The organism is Taklimakanibacter albus (genome assembly GCF_016595235.1).
Classification (GTDB): domain Bacteria; phylum Pseudomonadota; class Alphaproteobacteria; order Rhizobiales; family Aestuariivirgaceae; genus Taklimakanibacter; species Taklimakanibacter albus.
This window is the reverse complement of record NZ_JAENHL010000007.1, coordinates 888,988-905,113: the sequence shown is the minus strand read 5'-3', so window position 1 is coordinate 905,113 and position 16,126 is coordinate 888,988. Positions and strand designations below refer to the sequence as shown.

Sequence of the window (16,126 nt, the reverse complement as noted above, 5' to 3'; positions counted from 1 at the left end):
AAATCCCCGGACAGAAATTATTTGAGTTGATGCGAGCGCCGCCCCGGCGGGTTCGCAAATTGAACGGCCCGGTCAATGAAGACGGGCTCACCCCACTGCACCTTGCTCAAGGAGAATGTGCACATGTTTGACCTTTCCCCCCTTTATCGTTCGACTGTCGGCTTTGACCGCCTGGGCCAGCTTCTCGACAATGCCGGGAGCTTCGAGGTTCCGGCCTATCCGCCCTATAATATCGAGCGCGTCAGCGAGGACGAATATCGCGTGACCATGGCGGTCGCCGGTTTCGGTCAGAACGACATCACGATCGAAGTGAAGCAGAACACGCTCAGCGTCTCCGGCAAGAAGGCCGAGAAGAGCGAAACCAAGAGCGAGTTCCTGCATCAGGGCATCGCCCAGCGCGCTTTCGAGCGCCGCTTCCAGCTCGCCGACTTTGTACAGGTCGTCGGCGCCGAGCTCGACAATGGCCTCCTCCATATCGCTCTCAAGCGTGAGATTCCGGAAGCCATGAAGCCGCGCACCATCGCCATCACGGGCAGGAACGAGCCCAAGGTGATCGAGAACAAGAAAGCCGCCTAGAGCGCTTGCCGCCAAAGTTGCTCGACTTTGGCGATAAGGAAGCGCTCCAGATTATATGTTTTCGAGCCCTTTTACCCGTTTTGATCGAATCGGAACGATTCGATCAAAACGGGAAGGGCTCTAATACCGGCTGCTTGATCTGAACGGGGCGTCCGCGTCGCAAGATGCGGGCGCCTTTTGCCATTCAGCGCCCGGTATGGACACCGGCGAGATTGATCAGGTGGATCAAGGCGAGGAAGGCGATGAAGCCTCCGATGACGATGACCGGCGTCGTCGGGATCAGGCGCGGGTTGATGCTGGTGCGCGGGCGCTTCTCGATGATGACCATTCGGGCGACAACCGCCAGGGCGGCCAGGAGAACCAGGACCGTGATAATGAAATTCGTCGTGAACATCGTGAGTTGGACCGTCTGAACCGGGCGGGAAAGCGCAAGGGCGGAATTGACAGGTCAGGTCCATATCACTATGGTCCCGCCTCGAAAAGAGGCACCCGGAAACACGTTCCGGGTGCGATTTATTTGGTGATTGTCATGAAGATCCGTAACTCATTGAAATCGCTCTTGAAACGCCACCGTGACAATCGTCTCGTGCGGCGCAAGGGTCGCGTTTATATCATCAACAAGACCAATCCGCGGTTCAAGGCCCGCCAGGGCTGACGCGATTCCGTCTACGGTTTTGTGATCACCGCCGCGAGACCATCGCGGCGGTGATCATTTTGTTGCCGCAGGTGCTGCGGTATACTGGCGCCATGATGATCCGGCGCAGCCTTGTCGCTTTATCCGCCCTTGTCTTTCTCGCTTCGGCCGCCGCAGCGCAGACCGAGGCGCGCGACAAGAGTCCCGAGGCAATTCCCGCCGCCGTGACCCGGCTCAAGCCCGCGGAAATGCGGGCCGAGCAGATCGACAGGCTTTTCGCCCGGCTGATCAAGAGCGAGGACGGGCCTGAGGCGCAGCGGGCCGAGCAGTCAATCTGGAATCTGTGGATGACCTCCGACAGCCCGACGGCCGACGCGCTCCTGGCGCAGGCGATGCGCGCCTCGGCGGCGAAGGAGACCGGCACGGCTCTCGCCATCCTCGACAATGTGATCGAGGTCCATCCCGATTATGCGGAAGCCTGGAACAAGCGGGCGACCGTCTATTTCTTGATCGGGCGCTTCAATGATTCGCTCCAGGACATCGAAAAGGTGCTCGAGCTGGAGCCCCGGCATTTTGGTGCATTATCCGGGCTCGGCATGATCAAGCGCCAGCAAGGCGATCTCGCCGCCGCCCGCGCCGCCTTCAGCGAGGCCTTGACCTACAACCCACATCTCGACGGCGCCAAACGCGCGCTCGAGGAGATCGAAGCCGAAGAACGGCCGATCTGATCCGGCAAACACAGTGCTTCCACGTGGCGCCCGGGTGACGCTGTTTGATCACGTCCCCGTATCGTGGCAGAAAGTCGAAATGGATAAGATCGCTCTGCTTGCCCTGTTCACGAAGGCCCGTCGGCGTGCGGAAGCCGGCGACCTTGGCATCGCGGATCAACATGAAATCGTGACGGAACTCGAAAGGCAAGGGCTCTCATCCGAGGAAGCGCGGCTGATTCTCGCCAAGCTCGTAGATGCCCAGGAACTCGACCTTGCTGAGATGGAGCGGCTTCTGGATGTGATGGACAAAGGTTGAGATGGAACTCTTTTGCGGCGCCGGCGTTATCGAACTGCACCAACCCCTTCTGGCGCATCTACCCTTACTAGAAACCCGCTGACGCGGGTTTTCTTTTTGGAACACTCTTAGCGTTGGATTGAATTCACCGCGAGGGCCTGGATCACGACGAGTTTGGGTTGAATCAACCCGGACTCGTGAACGTGATTGATTGTCATATGTTGGCGTGGGTTTCTTCGGCATCCACTTTTTCGCATCCCGCGCTAGTGACTTTCACATTCATCCATTGGATCCGCCGCCGGTCTAACCTTCTGCCAAATTCAGAAGTGATCAGCAGCCTGTTATGGCTGCCGTCATTCATCACAAGTTCCATTTGCTTTGCAGGACGCTTCAGCCAGACAACCTGATCGGCGCCTCTTCATCAGGAACTCCAAGCCAGCCGGCGGGTTAGCGTGCGCTCAGGAGATTGTTCCAGGGCAAACATGGAGGCATCACATGGGCCGCGGCATATTGCTTTGGTTATTGGGCGTTCCGATTCCGATCATCCTGCTTCTTTTCATCTTCTTTCGATAGGAGGGCCTCATGGCCAATGTCACTGTAGAGACCCCTCTTGCGGAAGGCTCACGGCCCGCCGTTGTCTGGGGGCCTATCTTCGCCGGCGCATTTGCCGCGATCGTCGCGACTGTTGTGCTGATGCTGCTCGGTTCCGGTTTGGGGCTGACTCTCGTATCCCCGTGGTCGGCGGAAAGCGCCAGCCTGACGACCATCGCCGCTTCGACGGCAATCTGGCTGGTCATCGTTCAATGGCTTTCGTCAGCCCTCGGAGGTTATCTATCCGGCCGGCTGCGTACCAAATGGGTCGGGGTGCACACGGATGAAGTGTTCTTCCGCGATACCGCCCATGGCTTCATGGCATGGGCTGTGGCAACGCTGGTCATCGTCGGACTCATCGGGCTCCACACGACCACGCTTCTCGGTGCCGGCACTCAGGTTGCGGCCAGCGTTGCCGGTGGTGCGGCCAATGCCGCAGGTCAGGCCGCTCAGTCGAGCGGCCAGAATGATCCGACGGGCTATTTGGTGGACAGCTTGCTGAGGCCCGCCGACCCTTCGCGTTTGGCCACCTCAGGCGTGGAAGGCGATCAAGCCGCGGCAGCACAAGCGTCGCGTATTCTCGCCATGGGCGCCATCCAGGGCGAGGTAACGCCTGAGGACCGGACCTATCTCGCCAGCCTCGTCGCCGCGAGAACAGGGCTTGCACAACAGGACGCACAGGCACGCGTGGAGGCTTTCCTGACCAAGGCCAGCGAGTGGAAGGCCAAGGCACAGCAGGCGGCCGATGAAGCCCGCAAAGCGAGTGCCACGGCGGCTATTCTCGCCGCCCTTTCAATGGCGATCGGGGCATTCATCGCTTCCGTGGCCGGCGCTATGGGGGGAAGGCAGCGGGACGATGACGAGCTTCTAGTTATCAGTTCGGCTCGCTAGAACCTGCGCAAATCGCGCAGATCCCTTTCGTGAGAAGTCGTCACCCGGGACTGCGAACCTTTGGTTCGCGGTCCCAAATCCGCTGATGTTTGGCCATGCGTATATAGGCTTCGATGCCGGCGGCATCTTCGATGGTGATCACACCTTCATCGAACATTCCTGACAATCCGGCTTTGTTCAGGAGCGCTACCGAGGGGCCGTTCAAGCCGATAACCTTCAGATGTCCAAATGCATCTCGTACCCAATCGATGGCGGCCGCCTCTTCGGCGAGCTCGTTCGCCCCTTCGTCGCTCGTGAGAATGGCCACCGCATCGAAAATGACGGACGGCGCGGCGGAAAGAGCGTGATCCGCCGGCAGCTTGATCTTGTCCGAAAGGGTTACCCCGCCGATCTTGCGGCAGACGACAGCCATTTCCGCGCCTTCTGCCTCGATCGCTTTCTTCAACCGTTTCAAGAAGCCGCCGTCGACGCCATTCGACAGCAGGACGCCTATCGTCCGCCCGCGCAGGGTAGCGGGGGCCTTCTTGATCAAGCTCAAAGCGGGTGACGGCGCCAGGTCGCGTGGTTCAAGAGCGGGCGTGATGGGATCTATCTCATTCGTCCCCAGCGCTTTGCTGACACCCCCGCATAGCGTCTTGTCGATAATGGCGAGATGCCCGAGCATCCGCTTGCGAATGGCCGGTGTTTCGACCTTGCCGAGCTCGAATGCGAACGCGCTGACAATATGCCGTTGCTCCGGCTCCGACATGGAATTGAAGAACATACGCGCCTGGCTGTAGTGGTCCTTGAAGGTTGCGGACCGCTCGCGCACTTTCTCCGAGCCGAAATCACCTTGCGGATGAGTGACGAAGCCAGACGGGGTTTCTCGCGGACCATCGGGGGCGAGGCTGTTCGGTTCATAGGCTACACGGCCCTTGGGAACGTCCATGCGGCGCATGCCGTCACGCTGGAAATTGCGCATCGGACAGCGCGGCCGATTGACCGGAATTTCGTGAAAATTGGCGCCGCCCAAGCGCGAGAGCTGCGTATCGAGATAGGAGAACAGCCGGCCTTGCAAAAGCGGATCGTCCGAGAATTCGATGCCCGGCACGAGATTGGCCGGGTGGAAGGCGACTTGCTCGGTCTCGGCGAAGAAATTGTCGGGGTTACGGTCCAGCACCATTTTCCCGACGATCTGCACGGGAACCATCTCCTCCGGGATGAGTTTGGTGGCATCGAGAATATCGAACTCCAGTTCGGCGGCGGCCCGATCGTCCAGGACCTGAACGCCGAATTCGAATTCCGGGAAATTCCCGCTGTCTATCGCTTTCCATAAATCACGCCGGTGAAAGTCCTGGTCCGCCCCATTGATCTTGACAGCCTCATCCCACAGGACGGAGGCCGCACCGAGAACCGGTCGCCAATGGAATTTCACGAAATTTGATTCACCCTCGGCGTTCACAAAGCGGAAGGTGTTGACGCCGAAGCCCTCGATCATGCGCAGTGAGCGTGGAATTGCCCGGTCCGACATGACCCACATGAGCATGTGCATGCTCTCAGGCATAAGCGAGACAAAGTCCCAGAACGTATCATGGGCGGAGGCGTTCTGCGGAAAGCCGCGATCGGGCTCCATCTTGACCGAATGAACCAGATCGGGAAATTTCACCGCATCCTGGATGAAGAAGACGGGAATGTTGTTGCCGACGAGATCGAAGTTGCCTTGGTCGGTATAGAATTTTACGGCAAAGCCGCGAACGTCCCGGGGAAGATCCACCGATCCAGCGCCGCCGGCGACGGTGGAGAAGCGCACGAAAACCTCGGTGCGCTTTCTCGTGTCCTGCAGGAACGTCGCTTTGGTGAGATGCCGGAGCGATTTATTGAGCTCGAAGTAGCCATGGGCGCCAGATCCTCGAGCATGCACTATCCGTTCCGGAATCCGCTCGTGATCAAAATGCGTGATTTTCTCACGCAGCAGAAAGTCTTCGAGCAGCGTGGGTCCACGCGTCCCCGATTTGAGAGAGTTCTGATTGTCGGAGATCTCGATGCCCTGATTGGTGGTCAGGTTTTCGCCGGATTTCCCGCTCTTCTGATGCAGCTCGCCGCCAGAACCATGTTGCTGTTTCGGGCCCGGTGTGCGTGAGGATGGCATGTGAGACTCCTGTTGAACAGCTTTTCAAGCAAGGTGAGTTGATGTGGCCAAACGCCCGTGGGCCTAACCGGCATTAAAGAATTAGCCCCGAGGTGAGTCGGGGCTAATAAGAGATGGGCAGCCTAGTTCGGTCGCCTGATGCGCTCGATCTCGGCTTCGGTAAGTTTATAGGGAGGGGCTTCGGGATTGTAGGATTCCCAGCCTGTCTTCTTGTAGTCTTCGCCCAATCTCACCGGGTCGAGAGGCTCATTCCTGTCAAGGATTGCCTGCGCGCGCACAGCGTGCTGACTATCTGTCTTCACCGACAGCAAGGTGCCGCCGCGCCGGATGGCTTCGGAATAGACATGAGCATGTTCTTCAGGAACACCGACATCGACAAGCGCGCCCACAATACCGCCCGCAGCTCCACCTGCAACGGCGCCTGCAGCTGTAGCCGCCAACCAGCCTGCCGCCACGATGGGCCCGACTCCAGGAATGGCCAGCATGCCCAAGCCCGCCAGCAGACCGGCACCACCGCCGACGGCGGCGCCAAGGCCGGCGCCCGCCGCTGTGTTGGACGCCTCATCCTTGTCGACATACTTCGCGTTTACATGACGGTTGGCGATCAAGCTGATATCCGTCGAGGGAATACCCGCCGCCTCAAGGTCGCTCACGGCTCTCCTGGCCCGCTCGTGACTGTCGAATACCTTCGTTATCGTTTGCATGGAGTACCTCTTTCTGAATGGCTGGAATTAGTTGGCGACGACGTTGCCCTTGTAATCGACGGCGACTTGAACGGACTTGCCGTCCTTCATAGCGGTGCCGCGCCATATACCCTTGTCGTCCTTGGCCAGAGCTGACACATCCGCATAACCTGCGGCAAGTGCCCGATCCTGAGCCTGGCCTTCGGTGAAGCTGTTCGCGCCTTCCAGCGGAGCGCCTTCATCGATCGCGGCAGACGCAAACACGCCAGTTTTACAGTTCTCAAGGAAGGCCGCCTTGGCGATCGTGCTATCCGCCGGCACGCTTTGTCCATTGATCCGCATCCATGCAGCGTAGCGGCTTGCTTCTCCACCACTCAATGAACCGTCGTTATTCGCATCGGCTTGCGACCACATCGTGTTGCATTCCGCATCGGTCATCGCGAAAGCAGGCGTGGTGAGCAAAAGACAAGCCGCGGCCGTCATGAGAAAAGATTTCATGTAGATCTCTCGGTTGTTGAAGGTTTCCCGCGGGAAGCGAGGTACACTTAATGCTTGCGATGCCGGTTGGTTCCTTCTCACCTGACAATTTCTGGATCGCCGGGCTCCGACTCCTCATCCAATTTTGGAGAAATCATTCTTCCCGGTGTCTGACCACCAACTAGGCCATCTTCATTCGGGCCCTGCGGTGAATGCGGCTCGTCAGAGAAATGACTTTCCTCGCCGGCACTTTTGTTGCCGTCCGACAATCGTGAGACCTCATGTTCTCTTGCCAGTTGCTTGGCCACGAGCGGCTGCGGCGGACGGCCCGTGCGGGCGTCATGCGTCGCATCATAAGATGGAAGAGGAACTTCAGAGGCTGGCGTAGACGCGTCCTCGTGAGATGGTTTTTGACTCTCGATGATACGGTCGGGGAGGCGGTCCACATATTCTTCGGCGGCCAGATCCTCGCCGGTTGCGCCTTCGGCTAAAACGCGTGTCGCCGCCTCATCCTTGAGTTTGGGGTCAGTCGGAATAGGAGCGGTGCGGGCCGTTGCCGTAGGTCCTGTGACACCTGCCTGCTCTCCGTGCCGAGCGGACTCGGCAAATTGGGCGAGCGCTTCCGGGCGTTCGTTTGTCATCGCGGATTTCCTCCTTGTGGAATCAAAGGAGCAAACCGTTCTTCACCCGGCAAAGTTCCTATTCGCGGGCTTGGGCATCACCGAAGCGGTCGAACACGGTGAATTGCTGCCGTGGTTGGACTTGGATCAAAGAGCCATGTTCTCAAGTGAAACCTGCTCGTCCGCAGCGAGACTAGTATCCCTTTAGGAACGAATAGACACGTTTCGCTTTGATCCTGGCGTGTTCCGTTATTGCCCCCCGGGGCACGCGGGCCCGCTGGGAGTTAATCCGCTCTGCGGATTCCCGGCGGGTCGACGGCATTGTTCAAATTCATCGCGGCGGCAGTGATAAGGCGTCGGGGCTTGACTCGCGGTACTGCGTAAGTCCGCAGCGCTTGGCGCCTCGACGCAAATCGGTGTGCGGAACAATTATTACGGTCGACGCCTGGCCAGCTACATTCCGACCAAGTGCCAAGCGTCTTCCGAGAAATATTTTCTAGGCGTGACCGTTGCCTTCCGAGCTCGACCCGCCGTCGAGAACGCCGAAAGTCGAGGACCGCTGCCCTTCTTCGGCGGTGTTAAACCCTTCAGCCGCCAAGCCGCGTCTGATGAGTTCCCGGACAGCAGCGGCGCGGCTGGGCATTCTGGCCTTGAAGCGGAAATTATCCAAAGCTCTAAGCTCTTGAATATCCAGCATAATTTGGAGACGTTCTTCGCGTTTCTCGATCATGGCAGAATCTCACAGCGTTTTGAACAAGAGTGGGTTTATGAGTAAGTAGTGCTTTTTGCTGGAAATGACAAGATTATGTAAGTGGCTGAAAATCAGTGGAATTGCTCGCTGGAGCCTCTGGCGCATATGCCGCAGACACTGTTGCTTCCGCTCTTGCGGGATTGAAGTTGCGTGAGGGAGGCGTAGCGTCGCCTCAAACAAGGAGGCTCCGATGACAAAAGTTTTGTCACCTGCCGCAACTGCTGCCGTGAAAGAGATTGTCCGAGAGGCCGAGGCCAACAATGAAATCGTTGATGCCTATGGCGTGGCGGAAAGGATCAGACGGTCCTTTCCCGACGAAGAATTCATGCCCGGCGAAGTCATCGCGGTGATGCTCAGGTCAGGTCTTCAAGCCGTAGAGTTGGCGCCAGCGCCTCTTATTATCGAGATCATACTTCCACCTGAAGCTCCCGGTGAGAATGAAGATCTGGAAGAACAACGTCCAAGCTGATTTACGGCATGTGTTGTACTGAAAAGACAGGCGCTGCGTCCGCGGGATCGTCTTTTTGACCGCATACGCGCGCGGAGACCAAAACTATAAGAGCTAGGTTTGAGCCGTCACGCAGGAGCCGTGGGTTCGGTAACGACGAACTACTCTTTATCTTTGTCGGTAGAATGAGACGGCTTCTTGTATTTGTCGGCGATCTTATTTGCCTTCCCCACTTCCGTGTCCGCGTCAGGACCGGATTCGGTAAGCTCTGCATCAATTGGTGTGGCAGGTCTGAGGGGCGCTTTTGACATCTGAAACCTCCAATGACTGGCCTATGCTTTCATTTGGTCGGATCGGCCCGAGGGTCGATCATCGAGAAAACAGCGCGCTTTGGCGGAAAGGACGGCAATCGGCGCGGGGGCGGTCCATCACCCGTATTGTGACGTTGCCCTTGCAGCGACGAAGGAGAACTTCGACGGGTGTGCGAACAGTCATCGGTGATTTTATCAGCCCATTGCGTCGAGTCTTCGAATTGCACCGTGTCTACCTCTAATTCTGTCGCTTTATCGCCATACAATCGGAGCGATCCTCGCCACCAACGAACGGCGTGACAATACGTTCCAACAGGAACATCTGCGTTGGAGGCGCGATTCAGCTGGACGGTAGCCACCATGGCAGCTGATTGGTCCTCCCCGATCGCATCCGAACCCCCGAATATGAGCCCTCTATTCCCCCTCTATTCCAATGCCGCACGGAAACCGGAAGTGCTTTGATGCGTTATTGTTGCATGGTTCGGGAGGAGCTCATGCGGCGGTTAACCGAGGCGCGCGACCGAGCGGAACGGGCTTATCTGGACATAGTCATTCACACTCACGAGGCGGATAAATTGCGGGAAGCCGGGCTGGACGCGTCGGAAAGCCATCGGCGCATGAAGCTCGCTGAGAACGCAGAGCAAAAGCATCTTCAGGAAATGACCTGGATTCTAGATCGATTGGACAAGCTCTAGAGGCTGGGCATGGGCAAGATAAATGCCGCCTTTAATTGACCTGCGTCGGGATATCGAGGGCGCAATATAGAAAGAAAACAATGCCGAATGGATGGTTATCTCTCTCCACTCAGATGATGAGACTGGGAATGGAGAGCCAATTGATGATTCTGCGTCGCTTGTCGTGTCTTCAGGCTGGCGGCTCGTTTGCGCGAAATGAGGCCGAGAGAATGGTCACCGAAAAAACCACCGCTGCCGCAGTCGAGACTTTCGCACTGAGTGTCGCCCTGATGTCCGGCAAAGCACCCCTTGCCGCCCTGGAGTCGACGGTGAAATCCTACCGTAAGAAAGTCGCTGCAAATCGGCGACGCCTGACTCGGCGCCCTAAAAAATAACCTGCCGTCTGACGGTCGGGCGCCGCAATCATGCGCGGCGCCCGGCATCAGATGTCTGATGCTATCTCTTCCGGCTCTTCCGGTTGGCTGGCCCGCTAGAAGGCCGGCGCCGGCTCGCAGGCATCGGACGGCGATACCGGGGTGCCGAGATTGTGGACATCATTCGCATTCACCTTCACCCGCGGATAAGAGGCGTTCGGTAAAGCCGGGCCGAATGTATAGGTTCCGCTATAGACTACGCGGACGATACCGTTGGTGGACGGGTTGGCGACATCGACGATATTGCTGTTGATCAACACCTCGCCGCCATCGGTCGCCGCGGCGATCCCCCACAGACAATTGCGCACGACATTGCCGGTGACGAGGAGGTCGCGCGTGTTGCCGTTGACGCCGAGATTGATGCCGACCAGATCGCAGCATTCGACGACATTGCCGGTGACCGAGGCGTCGCCGCTGACGCTGATCCCCTGTCCCTGGCCTTCCGGGCCATGGCAATTGCGCACGATATTGTTGGCGACCGTTGACAGGCGGCAGCCGGCATTGTTGAACACGAAGTTGGTGACGGTGATGCCAAAGCGGCACTGGTTGACCGCGTTATTGGCGAAGATCGACTGCACCGGATGGCTGCCGGGAACATAGCTGCCGTCCGGCTCCTCGCAATAGAGGGCCGTTTCGCCCAAAGCGTAGCAATCATTGCCGGTCACCGTGACGCCCGAGCATGAGTTGAAGCGCGCCGCCGAGAATCGGCAGAAGCGGATGGTGTTGTTGCTCACGGTTACATTGTTGGCGAGCCAGCAGGTGATGCCGTTGCCTTCCTGGCCGGTGGAGGAGGGATCGACCACCTCGATGTCGGTGATGAAATTGTCCTCGATGCGGGCGCCGGAGAACTGGCTGTAGAACAAAGATGTGCCGCCGGGGCCCGGACGGCTGGTAAAGTCCCAGTGCATCACCGATACGCCATTGCCCTTGATCGCGCGGATCACGTTGTTCTTGATGAGGAGGCCGGTGCTGCGGTCTGAGGTGATCGCATTGCCGAAGCAGGCGAATATCTCGTTGTCGATGATGGTGGCGCCCTTGTCCTTGAAGCCTGTCGTCACGCTGTTTGGTTGGCCATGAGGCCACCAGACGGCGGGTGGTGAGAAGGCGGCCTGGGTGCCGCATTTTTCGAGCCGAAGGCCGGCATCCGAGCTCGCGAAGATCCGGCATTTCTCGATCCTGACGCGATTGGAGAGCAGCGCATAGATGGCGCCCCATGTCACGGTGATCGGGGAAGGTGCGGCCGGATCATAGGAGGCGTCGAAATCGATGCCGCTCACCTCCACTTCCGAGGCGCTCTCGATCTTGAGGATGTGGCTGGCGGATTGGCCGAGCTTGAGGGTCACGGTGCCGGGCGCGGCGAAGAGGCGCAAGGCTTTCTTGTTGTTGTTCGCCGTCTGCGGCCGGATTTCGAGATTGCCGACGGTGTAGATCGCGGGCACGGTCGGGCTTGTCGGCGCAGGCGTCAGATAAAGCGCCCGTCCGTTCTTCATCGCCAGGTTGATGGCGTTCTGCAGATCGGTGCTGGTTCCACCATTGAACACGATGACGTCATCGGTCGAGAGTGTGGCCATGTCACAGGCTCCTTGGTGCAAGGTTGGGGGAGACGGAGTCGGGATGGGGCTAACGCGGCATGCAGGCGTTGGCGCGGGATCACTTCAGATCGGGTCGACCTGATTTATTGCCGACGCTGGAAATTCCCGTGTTTGCGTCCGCGAATGCAAGCGGAAAGAGTGATCGCCTTGCGGAGGATGACTCTTGCATCATTGGGCGCAAGGGTGGAATCACTGCCGAGGTGAGTTCCGCTGTTTCGCGAATTTTGCGGAGATCCCTGCAAATCCCTGCAGATCCGCTGATAATCCCCTGCAAATTCCGCTGTAAATTACAGGGGAATTGCAGCGGATCTAGAGCATGATCCGGAAAAGTGCGAAGCGGTTTTCCGGAAAGATCATGCGCAAACAAATAGACTAAAGCGCGCTGGCGACGCTTCCTGAAGTCATCGCGCTTTAGTCTCGGTTGAGATAAGCGACGCGCAGCATGTTGGTGGCGCCCGGCGTGCCGAGCGGAACACCGGCGGTGACGATGATGCGTTCGCCGGGAGCGGCGAAGCCCTCGGCCTGCGCGATGTCGCAGGCGCGCGAGACCATGTCGTCGAGATCATGGGCGTCGTCGGTGAGCACGCAATGCAGGCCCCAGACGAGGGCGAGGCGGCGGCTCGTGGCGGTGATCGGCGACAGAGCGATGATCGGCACGTCGGGGCGCTCGCGCGACATGCGGATGCCGGTCGAGCCCGAGGCCGTGTAGCAGACGATGGCGGAGAGCTTGAGCGTCTCGGCGACCTGGCGCGCCGCCGCCGATATGGCATCGGCGCTGGTCGGCTCGGGCTCGCTTCTCTGCGCGGTGATGATGCCGCGATAGAAGGCGTCGTTCTCGACCGATCGGGCGATCGCGTCCATGGTGGCGACAGCCTTGTCCGGCCATTTGCCGGTAGCGCTTTCGGCCGAGAGCATGATCGCGTCGGCGCCTTCATAGACGGCGGTGGCGACGTCAGAGACCTCGGCGCGGGTCGGCACCGGCTCGACGATCATCGATTCGAGCATCTGGGTCGCGACCACGACGGGGCGGCCGGCGCGGCGCGCCGCGCGGGTGATCTGCTTCTGGCGGGCCGGCACCGTCTCGAGCGGCAATTCGACGCCGAGATCGCCACGCGCCACCATGATGCCGTCGGAAATCTCGAGGATCTCCTGCAGCACGTTGAGGGCCGAAGGCTTCTCGATCTTGGCCATGACGCCGGCGCGCCCGGCGATGAGCTTGCGCGCCTCGGCCACGTCTTCGGGACGTTGGACGAAGGAGAGCGCGATCCAGTCGACGCCGATATTGGCGGCGAAATCGAGATCGGCGCGGTCCTTTTCGGTCAGCGCCGGGATCGGCAGGATCGTGTCGGGCAGGTTCAGGCCCTTCTTGTCCGACATGACGCCGCCGAAGATCACCCGTGTGCTGATCCGGTCCGGTTTCACATCGGTGATCTCGACGCGCAGGCGTCCGTCATTGACGAGCAGGTTGTCGCCCGGCTTCACCGCCGAGAAGATCTCGGGATGGCGCAGATGGACGCGGGTCGCGTCGCCCGGCGCGGGGTCGGTGTCGAAGGTGAAGGTCTGGCCGGCGGTGATGCGCACCTCGCCGCCCTGGAAGGTGCCGAGGCGTAGCTTCGGGCCCTGGAGATCGGCCAGAATGCCGATCGGCCGGTTGAGCTTCTGCTCCACCTGACGGATAGCGCCATGGAGCTCCTCGAGCAGCTTGTGCGAGGTATGGCTCATATTGATGCGGAAAACGTCGGCGCCGGCGAGAAACAGCTTCTCGATCATCTCCGGGCTGGAGGAGGCAGGCCCGAGAGTGGCGATCACCTTGACGCTGCGATTGCGCCTCACTGTGGTTGCGCGCCGCCGTTGGTGCTCGTCTTCTCGCCGGAAAGAGAGATCGTCCAATCGGTTTCCTCTTTGGTGTCGACCTCGAAGAAGCCGGTCTTGTTGTAGCCGCGGTCAGTGCAGTTGCCGATGCCGCGGATGGTGAAGATCTTGTCCCGGGTGCACATCATCGATTTGCCGCCCCAGGAGCCGCCTTTGTCATAGTCGACGGCGAAAATATAGTAGTAGCGGGCGATGAGCGGGCCCTTGAGCAGGGTCTCGCAGCCATTGGCGCCGATATTCCACCAGCCCTCCGACGCCCAGCCGTCCTTGTCCTTGTAGCCGAGCGCCACGCCGACGCGGCTCTCGGTCTTGTTGCAAAGCTTGAGATCGGCCTTGGCGCTCTGCGCCATGAAGGCGAGCGCCACGACCGCCGTAGCCAATACTGCCGAAAACTGTGCCATCCGTCCCCTGGACCCCGGTGATACTAGCGAATCGATCATAACATTCCCTGTCAAAGAACATGCGTCAACAGGCGGGCCTAGGGCGAGCCAAGTTGTGCCACGACCAGTCCTGCCGTCAAGTTTGGCAAGATGATGACTGGCCGAATGGGACCCCCTATAAAACCTCGAATGTTTGAAACAAGCCTTAATGATAGTTTTGCCCGAATTGACGGGAATTTGAAGCGGGGATTGATCCTTCTCGCCGACCATGCCCGCAATACGATTCCCCCCGAATATGGCGCCCTGGGGCTGCCGCCGGAGCAGTTCGAGCGCCATATCGCCTATGACATCGGGGTCGAGGCGGTGACGCGGGGGCTCGCCCGGGCGCTCGATTGCCCGGCCCTGATGGCGACCTATTCGCGCCTCCTCATCGACCCCAATCGCGGCGCCGACGATCCCACCCTCATCATGCGGGTCTCGGACGGGGCCATCGTGCCGGGCAACGCCCTAGTCGACGACGCCGAGCGGGAGAGGCGCATCGCCCGGTTTCACCGGCCCTATCACGGCGCCATTACGGCCGAGATCGAGCGGGCGAAGGCGCTGGGCGTCGATCCGGTGCTGGTGTCGCTGCACAGCTTCACGCCCTTCTGGAAGGGCATCGCGCGCCCCTGGCATGTGGGTGTCCTGTGGGACACCGACCGGCGCTTCGCCGGGCATCTCCTGGCCGCGTTCCGGGCCGCGGGCGACCTCTGTGTCGGAGACAATGAGCCCTATTCCGGCGCGCTCGTGGGCGACACCCTATATACCCATGGAACCAGCCGGGATTTGCAGCATGGCCTCATCGAAATCCGCCAGGATCTGATCGCCCGGCAATCAGGTGTGGATGAGTGGATATCGCGGCTGGCGCCCATCCTCGAAGCGTATATGAAAGGTGGCTCATGATGATCGATCCGAAGACCCAGACCGAGCTCGAAGCCGCGGTGTTCCGCCGGCTTGTCGAGCATTTGCGCGGGCGCAGCGATGTCCAGAATATCGATCTGATGAATCTGGCGGGATTCTGCCGGAACTGCCTGTCGAACTGGTATGAGGAGGCGGCCAAGGCGCAGGGCCTCGAGGTGTCGCGCGATGATGCGCGCGAGCGTGTCTATGGCATGCCCTACGCCGACTGGAAGGCCAAATACCAGCGCGAGGCGAGCCCGGCCCAGGACGCGGCCTTCAAGTCAACCCACAAGCACTAGATCAGCTCAGGACACCTTCTATGGACGCCAAGACCAGTTTTGCCCAAGGCCAGCTCAAGAGCATCGTCGAGCGCATCGAAAGGCTCGAAGAGGACAAGAAGGCGATCGCGGCCGACATCAAGGAAGTCTATGCCGAGGCCAAGGGCAACGGGTTCGACACCAAGATCTTGCGTAAGGTTATCTCTTTGCGGAAGAAAGACCGCCACGAGCGCGAGGAGGAGGAAGCGATCCTTGACCTCTATATGAACGCGCTCGGCATGCTGCCGGCGGAAGAAGCGGCGTAACCAAAAAATATTTTTTTGTGGCCGGAACCAACCGGCGTGCTTTGTGTTCGCCCATCTGGAGCGGGCGCGACGTGACGGCCGGTATCGCATAAGCCCGCCCAGCCGCAGTGGAGGGCACGACTATGACGCATTACCAGCCGGCGAGCCGACCCCCTATCCAGAAAGCCCAGATCGTCGAAACGCTCCTGCGCATGGCGGGCGGCGGCTTGACTATCGGCTTGCTGATCGTGCTGCCGGCCCTGAAGATCCTGGGCGTCGCCTGAGCTTGGACAAACGGGCGCAACTGATCCTCGAACGAGCGCGCGAGCTGCATGGGCGCGATCATCCCGGCCAGCCCTGGCCCGTGGCCGCCGGCAAGGATGACAACGCAGCCCTGGCCATCCAGGGACGCTATCTTGCCCGGGCCGAGGACCTGCTTCTGAAGGAAGGCGTGATCGAATCGGTCGATCAGAGCTGACCGCATGTCCTGAAGATTTTCTCAAACCTCGGCGCGATGTGAAGTCATTCTGCGGTCGCCGCGAAGTGCTGGAGGCCCAA

General features: G+C 59.7%; 20 protein-coding genes. 12 read left to right on the top strand and 8 right to left on the bottom strand.

The features are described 5' to 3' along the window. The first annotated feature begins 117 nt into the window (after window positions 1-117). The 5 genes from JHL16_RS15960 to JHL16_RS15940 all read left to right on the top strand — a co-directional run bounded on the left by JHL16_RS15960 (window position 118) and on the right by JHL16_RS15940 (window position 3,697). Window positions 118-576, top strand: a complete 459-nt coding sequence (locus tag JHL16_RS15960; protein ID WP_200185881.1) for an Hsp20 family protein — start codon at window positions 118-120, stop codon at window positions 574-576. A gap of 529 nt (window positions 577-1,105) precedes the next feature. Next, complete coding sequence (gene ykgO, locus JHL16_RS15955; RefSeq protein ID WP_137856281.1) at window positions 1,106-1,231, top strand: type B 50S ribosomal protein L36; 126 nt, start codon at window positions 1,106-1,108, stop codon at window positions 1,229-1,231. A gap of 50 nt (window positions 1,232-1,281) precedes the next feature. Beyond that, window positions 1,282-1,938: a tetratricopeptide repeat protein gene (locus JHL16_RS15950; protein ID WP_200185880.1), complete on the top strand. Its 657-nt coding sequence runs from the start codon at window positions 1,282-1,284 to the stop codon at window positions 1,936-1,938. 79 nt (window positions 1,939-2,017) lie between these two features. Further along, window positions 2,018-2,236, top strand: coding sequence for a hypothetical protein (locus tag JHL16_RS15945; RefSeq protein ID WP_200185879.1), 219 nt, complete (start codon window positions 2,018-2,020; stop codon window positions 2,234-2,236). A gap of 561 nt (window positions 2,237-2,797) precedes the next feature. Continuing rightward, window positions 2,798-3,697, top strand: a complete 900-nt coding sequence (locus tag JHL16_RS15940; RefSeq protein WP_200185878.1) for a hypothetical protein — start codon at window positions 2,798-2,800, stop codon at window positions 3,695-3,697. A 40-nt stretch (window positions 3,698-3,737) separates the two neighbouring features. Here the strand turns inward: JHL16_RS15940 and JHL16_RS15935 are convergent, their stop codons facing one another. The 5 genes from JHL16_RS15935 to JHL16_RS15915 all read right to left on the bottom strand — a co-directional run bounded on the left by JHL16_RS15935 (window position 3,738) and on the right by JHL16_RS15915 (window position 8,335). Further along, the gene (locus JHL16_RS15935; RefSeq protein WP_200185877.1) at window positions 3,738-5,825 is read right to left on the bottom strand and encodes a catalase; all 2,088 of its coding nucleotides are present in this window, start codon (window positions 5,823-5,825) and stop codon (window positions 3,738-3,740) included. Window positions 5,826-5,947: 122 nt separating this feature from the next. Then, window positions 5,948-6,529 (bottom strand): hypothetical protein, encoded by a 582-nt coding sequence (locus tag JHL16_RS15930; RefSeq protein WP_200185876.1) that lies wholly within the window; start codon window positions 6,527-6,529, stop codon window positions 5,948-5,950. A 27-nt stretch (window positions 6,530-6,556) separates the two neighbouring features. Then, window positions 6,557-6,850, bottom strand: coding sequence for a PepSY domain-containing protein (locus tag JHL16_RS35530; protein ID WP_420884559.1), 294 nt, complete (start codon window positions 6,848-6,850; stop codon window positions 6,557-6,559). 233 nt (window positions 6,851-7,083) lie between these two features. Continuing rightward, on the bottom strand, window positions 7,084-7,626 hold the full coding sequence (locus JHL16_RS15920; protein WP_200185875.1) for a hypothetical protein: 543 nt from the start codon (window positions 7,624-7,626) through the stop codon (window positions 7,084-7,086). Between the two features lie 475 nt (window positions 7,627-8,101). Next, a complete protein-coding gene (locus JHL16_RS15915; RefSeq protein WP_200185874.1) occupies window positions 8,102-8,335 on the bottom strand; it encodes a hypothetical protein in 234 nt (77 codons plus the stop codon). A 211-nt stretch (window positions 8,336-8,546) separates the two neighbouring features. Here JHL16_RS15915 and JHL16_RS15910 point away from each other — a divergent pair, with 211 nt between their 5' ends. Continuing rightward, a complete protein-coding gene (locus JHL16_RS15910) occupies window positions 8,547-8,825 on the top strand; it encodes a hypothetical protein (protein ID WP_200185873.1) in 279 nt (92 codons plus the stop codon). A 784-nt stretch (window positions 8,826-9,609) separates the two neighbouring features. Further along, the gene (locus JHL16_RS15905) at window positions 9,610-9,810 is read left to right on the top strand and encodes a hypothetical protein (protein WP_200185872.1); all 201 of its coding nucleotides are present in this window, start codon (window positions 9,610-9,612) and stop codon (window positions 9,808-9,810) included. A 469-nt stretch (window positions 9,811-10,279) separates the two neighbouring features. On the opposite strand, the gene JHL16_RS15900 is transcribed toward JHL16_RS15905, so the two are convergent. The 3 genes from JHL16_RS15900 to JHL16_RS15890 form a co-directional block, all read right to left on the bottom strand. Next, on the bottom strand, window positions 10,280-11,794 hold the full coding sequence (locus JHL16_RS15900) for a right-handed parallel beta-helix repeat-containing protein (protein ID WP_200185871.1): 1,515 nt from the start codon (window positions 11,792-11,794) through the stop codon (window positions 10,280-10,282). A gap of 432 nt (window positions 11,795-12,226) precedes the next feature. After that, entirely contained in the window at window positions 12,227-13,648 is a 1,422-nt protein-coding gene (pyk, locus tag JHL16_RS15895; RefSeq protein WP_200185870.1) for a pyruvate kinase, read from the bottom strand. Further along, a complete protein-coding gene (locus JHL16_RS15890) occupies window positions 13,645-14,088 on the bottom strand; it encodes a DUF1036 domain-containing protein (RefSeq protein WP_200185869.1) in 444 nt (147 codons plus the stop codon). The genes pyk and JHL16_RS15890 overlap by 4 nt, the downstream gene beginning before the upstream one ends. A gap of 168 nt (window positions 14,089-14,256) precedes the next feature. On the opposite strand from JHL16_RS15890, the gene JHL16_RS15885 reads away from it, so the two are divergent. The 5 genes from JHL16_RS15885 (at window position 14,257) to JHL16_RS15865 (ending at window position 16,046) form a co-directional block, all read left to right on the top strand. After that, on the top strand, window positions 14,257-15,009 hold the full coding sequence (locus JHL16_RS15885; protein ID WP_200185868.1) for an N-formylglutamate amidohydrolase: 753 nt from the start codon (window positions 14,257-14,259) through the stop codon (window positions 15,007-15,009). Then, entirely contained in the window at window positions 15,006-15,305 is a 300-nt protein-coding gene (locus JHL16_RS15880) for a DUF1244 domain-containing protein (RefSeq protein ID WP_137856293.1), read from the top strand. Before JHL16_RS15885 ends, JHL16_RS15880 begins: the two co-directional genes overlap by 4 nt. 20 nt (window positions 15,306-15,325) lie before the next feature. Beyond that, window positions 15,326-15,589: a DUF2312 domain-containing protein gene (locus tag JHL16_RS15875; protein WP_137856294.1), complete on the top strand. Its 264-nt coding sequence runs from the start codon at window positions 15,326-15,328 to the stop codon at window positions 15,587-15,589. A 122-nt stretch (window positions 15,590-15,711) separates the two neighbouring features. Then, on the top strand, window positions 15,712-15,852 hold the full coding sequence (locus JHL16_RS15870; RefSeq protein ID WP_171028346.1) for a hypothetical protein: 141 nt from the start codon (window positions 15,712-15,714) through the stop codon (window positions 15,850-15,852). 2 nt (window positions 15,853-15,854) lie between these two features. Then, a complete protein-coding gene (locus JHL16_RS15865) occupies window positions 15,855-16,046 on the top strand; it encodes a hypothetical protein (RefSeq protein ID WP_200185867.1) in 192 nt (63 codons plus the stop codon). The last annotated feature ends 80 nt before the right edge of the window (window positions 16,047-16,126 follow it).